Consider the following 3,729-nt stretch of genomic DNA (forward strand, 5'->3'; position numbering starts at 1 on the left):
TTGAGCTACCTGTGGCGCCTAACACCTGAGTTAAGCCGCGCCGCGAAGCGGCGTCGGCTTGGACGAATTGTTAGGCCGCGGTGCGACGACACCACAAGCCATACGCGAGATACGACCAGAAGGCGATGACGGCCGCAAGCCACGCGAATGCGATACGGAAGCTGGTGGCAGCGATACCGAAGAAGGGCGCGGAGTTCAGCGGATGCTGTTCGCGCAACAACGGCCAACCCTCGACTTGCCAGAAGCTCAGATAGGTGTCCACACCGAAGGTCAGCGGCAGCAGCCAGCCGGCACTGAAGATGGCAATCAAAATTCTCACGAACAACGAACGATCCATAGCGGCCTAACACCTGAGTTAAGCCGCGCCGCGTCGCGGCGTCGGCTTGGACGAATTGTTAGGCCTCAGTGCCGCACTGCAGGGCGAGGCCGAGCTCTGGACATCGTAGCCTTTGTCGGAACTGACGTGTGGTGGCCGCTCGACGACCGCCACCGCGAACGGTCGCGACTTAGCTGCGCCAAAGCACTCCTTAGGGGAAACGCCGACCTGCACGAGGATGTTTATCGGCCGGCTCGCCACCCCCGTGTACTCGTAGACGCGTGAGATGCGAATTGTTCCGCTGAAGTTCTCTTGCTCTCCCGACGCAAACGCCGCAACCATTTGGCTTGAGAAATCTACGCGGGAGATAGCTGCCCGATACCGTGCGGGACCTAATGCGGTGGGCAACCAAGAGGCGTCCGCCTCCTGCCGCGTTTGGAGATAGCTGACAGACGCCATATCCGGCCCATTGGCGCCCGCAGCGACTTGGAGAGACGCAAGTTCGTGCTGGCTGCAGCCGGAGATCAGCACAGACCATCCCAGCACACAGACCGCGAGTAAACCTATTCGCATGCGTCGCAGTTTCCCATGAGGCCTAACACCTGAGTTAAGCCGCGCCGCGAAGCGGCGTCGGCTTGGACGAATTGTTAGGCCCTTGGCCCGGATGCATCAGTGGCGCCACCGCGCGAGCCAGGAAGCCAACATTTCGCGAATGCCACGGAGACAAGTATCAGACTCGCCGGCAAAAGGAGGAAGAGCCAGCGACCGACGGCGTAGCCAAGTTGCTCCGGGGTGTAGGTCTGCGGGAGGAACGATGCCATGGCAAAGGTGAGCAGACCCATCAGGGCCAGGAAGACGACGATTACCCAGATGACGAAAGCGAGCGCGCGCATACCTTTTTCCTAGGGCCTAACACCTGAGTTAAGCCGCGCCGCGAAGCGGCGTCGGCTTGGACGAATTGTTAGAGACCACGCGCCGGGATGTTGGCTCGCTGCTCCACGTGCCCGGATTCTGGCACGAAGAGCGCGACCCGCGAGACAGTCGGAGTGGGGCGCCGCAGGCGCGCCGAAAGGCGAGGACGGCGCCGGCGCCGGACCGAATGTGGACGGCAAGTTGGCGCCGCTGCTTTGTTTGCGGCGCTGACCTGGAAACTCGCTGCGGCGCGAGCTTGCAGCCGTGAACCTGCGTGCAGATGCCGCCGCGAGCTACGAAACCCGAAGAGCGATTAGCCCGACAACCGCACTGCACCCCGGCGTGGGCGCTAACACCTGAGTTAAGCCGCGCCGCGAAGCGGCGTCGGCTTGGACGAATTGTTAGATGGCGCTCATTGCAGTTGCAAGAAGGAGAAGTCGATCTGATCAGTTGCCAGCTTGCCGAGTTCCACTACGTATTCCTCGTAGACGGCCGGCATTGCGAAATGAGCGAACTCGACTCTGGGCATTATCAGCTTTGCAAGGTCGTCCTTGGAGGCTCCGAGCCGATCAATCAGGATCGATGAGAAGAAGGAGGCGACTGCACGTAGCGCGCGACCAGACGCCGTGCTATCCCACACCAACGACTGCTTGGGAATCTTCAATGCCGGCCAGAACTCGGCGTTTACAGTAAACGGCAGGACAAAGTGCGTTTCACTTTCCTCGAAGGGCTTTAGGTCGGCGGGAAATGTGCTGATTTTCGGATGGACATAGTCATTTCTAGCCTTAATGAGCTCTGCGGCTTGTTGTGCTGCGCTGCCACCGCGGTCTATCGCCTCGAGGCCTCTTAGCAGTAAGAAGATGTCGATCTTTCCTAGCGCTGACATCTTGTCCACTTCGCTGGCAAGCGGCCCGTTTACATCGATAGTACTTAGCAGGCAATTTGCAAGGCATTCGATGCTCAGGCATGACGCTACGACCGATGCGCGTGCAGAGCGAGACGCCTCGTAGCCCTGCGGATGCTGTTTGGCCAGCTGATGGTGGTAAGCGGCATCCGCGAGCAGGTCCAATAGGGGCGTGTGCCTAAAGCGGGCGGGGACGTCTACTTGCGCCTTTCGCTTCATGGGCGGGATACCGTCATAGCCATCTAACACCTGAGTTAAGCCGCGCCGCGAAGCGGCGTCGGCTTGGACGAATTGTTAGAGCCCACGCGCCGGGATACTGGCCCGCTGCTCCACGTGGCTGGATTCTGGCACGAAGAGCGAGACCGGCGAGATAGACGGAGCGGGGCGCCGCAGGCGCGCCGAACGGGGAGGGCGGTGATGGCGCCGGAACGGATATGGCCGGTAAGTTGGCGCCGCCGTTCGGAAGACCACCGGTAGCGTTGAGACAGGAGCGGCGCGAGCTTGCAGCCGTGCACCCACACGCTGATGCGGCCATGAGCTTGGAAGCTCGAGGAGCGTTTAGCCCGACAACCGCATTGCATCCCGACGTGGGCGCTAACACCTGAGTTAAGCCGCGCCGCGAAGCGGCGTCGGCTTGGACGAATTGTTAGGCCCCGGCCCTGGCGAGGTACTGCACGGGGAGGAGCCAACACCTGCAGCTCATGCTACGGCAGGTGAGACCACACGGGCCAGTACAGCCGAGAGGTCCGGCCGCCCGAAGCGTTTGCCTCGGCTCGCTCGGGATCTGATGCCGAAGCCTCCGTTGCGGCCGAAGGCGGGGAGAGCGTGCAGGAGCGCAGTCGCGACGACGAAGCAGGATTGGAACTGCACCGCGCATGGGAAGCTCAACCTGCGCACGACGCCAAAAATCTGCACTACGGGGCCTAACACCAGAGTTGACCCGCGCCGCGAAGCGGCGTCGGGTTGAACGACTTGTTAGAGCCCACACGCCCGGATATGAGCCTGCTGCTCCCCGAGGACAAAGTGTTGCACGAAAGGCGATGCTTGAATGTTGCGGCGAAGCCGGAAGCCGACGAGCGCCACGACAACGGCCGACATGTTGCGGCTGTTCCGGATGTATCCCGCGAACCTGGCCACAAGCGAGAAGAACTCAATCGCGGCAGACCCATTCAAACGCCGGACTGCTTTCCGGTGTGGGCGCTAACACCTGAGTTAAGCCGCGCCGCGAAGCGGCGTCGGCTTGGACGAATTGTTAGGCCCCGGCCCGGCGTGGAACTGCACGGCAAAGGCCCAACGGCTGCGGCGATGCTACGGCAGGTGGGACCACACGGGCCAGCAGAGCCGAACGAAGCTGGCGCCCGAAGCGTTGAGCGGGATGCTGGTAGGGGCGAGGAGGGTTGCTGGTGCACCCGAAGACCGGACTGAGCTGGTGCGTCCGCTAACGTGACAACGCGAGCCGAACGAGATTGCAAGGCGCTGTGGAGCTGCAGCCTGCGCACGACGCGCTCAACTCCGAATCCCGGGGCCTAACACCTGAGTTAAGCCGCGCCGCGAAGCGGCGTCGGCTTGGACGAATTGTTAGGCCCCGGCCCTGGCG

At 62.1% G+C, this 3,729-nt stretch carries 3 protein-coding genes; all 3 read right to left on the reverse strand.

Going from position 1 to position 3,729, the window contains the following annotated elements; all coding sequences use genetic code 11:
* Positions 1 to 70: 70 nt before the first annotated feature.
* The gene (locus FW784_RS12970; RefSeq protein WP_149353750.1) at positions 71 to 337 is read right to left on the reverse strand and encodes a hypothetical protein; all 267 of its coding nucleotides are present in this window, start codon (positions 335 to 337) and stop codon (positions 71 to 73) included.
* Positions 338 to 963: 626 nt separating this feature from the next.
* Positions 964 to 1,209 carry a hypothetical protein gene (locus FW784_RS12975; RefSeq protein WP_149353751.1) on the reverse strand — a complete coding sequence of 82 codons (246 nt, stop codon included), beginning with the start codon at positions 1,207 to 1,209 and terminating at the stop codon, positions 964 to 966.
* A 431-nt stretch (positions 1,210 to 1,640) separates the two neighbouring features.
* Positions 1,641 to 2,351, reverse strand: a complete 711-nt coding sequence (locus tag FW784_RS12980; protein WP_149353752.1) for a hypothetical protein — start codon at positions 2,349 to 2,351, stop codon at positions 1,641 to 1,643.
* Positions 2,352 to 3,729: the final 1,378 nt, after the last annotated feature.

Source organism: Cognatilysobacter lacus (assembly GCF_008274655.1).
In the GTDB taxonomy this organism is placed as follows: Bacteria; Pseudomonadota; Gammaproteobacteria; order Xanthomonadales; family Xanthomonadaceae; genus Cognatilysobacter; species Cognatilysobacter lacus.

Bases quoted from the DNA above. Each gene is read 5' to 3' on its own strand.
- FW784_RS12970 (WP_149353750.1), bottom strand. From the start codon at position 337: ATGGATCGTTCGTTGTTCGTGAGAATTTTGATTGCCATCTTCAGTGCC.
- FW784_RS12975 (WP_149353751.1), bottom strand. From the start codon at position 1,209: ATGCGCGCGCTCGCTTTCGTCATCTGGGTAATCGTCGTCTTCCTGGCC.
- FW784_RS12980 (WP_149353752.1), bottom strand. From the start codon at position 2,351: ATGAAGCGAAAGGCGCAAGTAGACGTCCCCGCCCGCTTTAGGCACACG.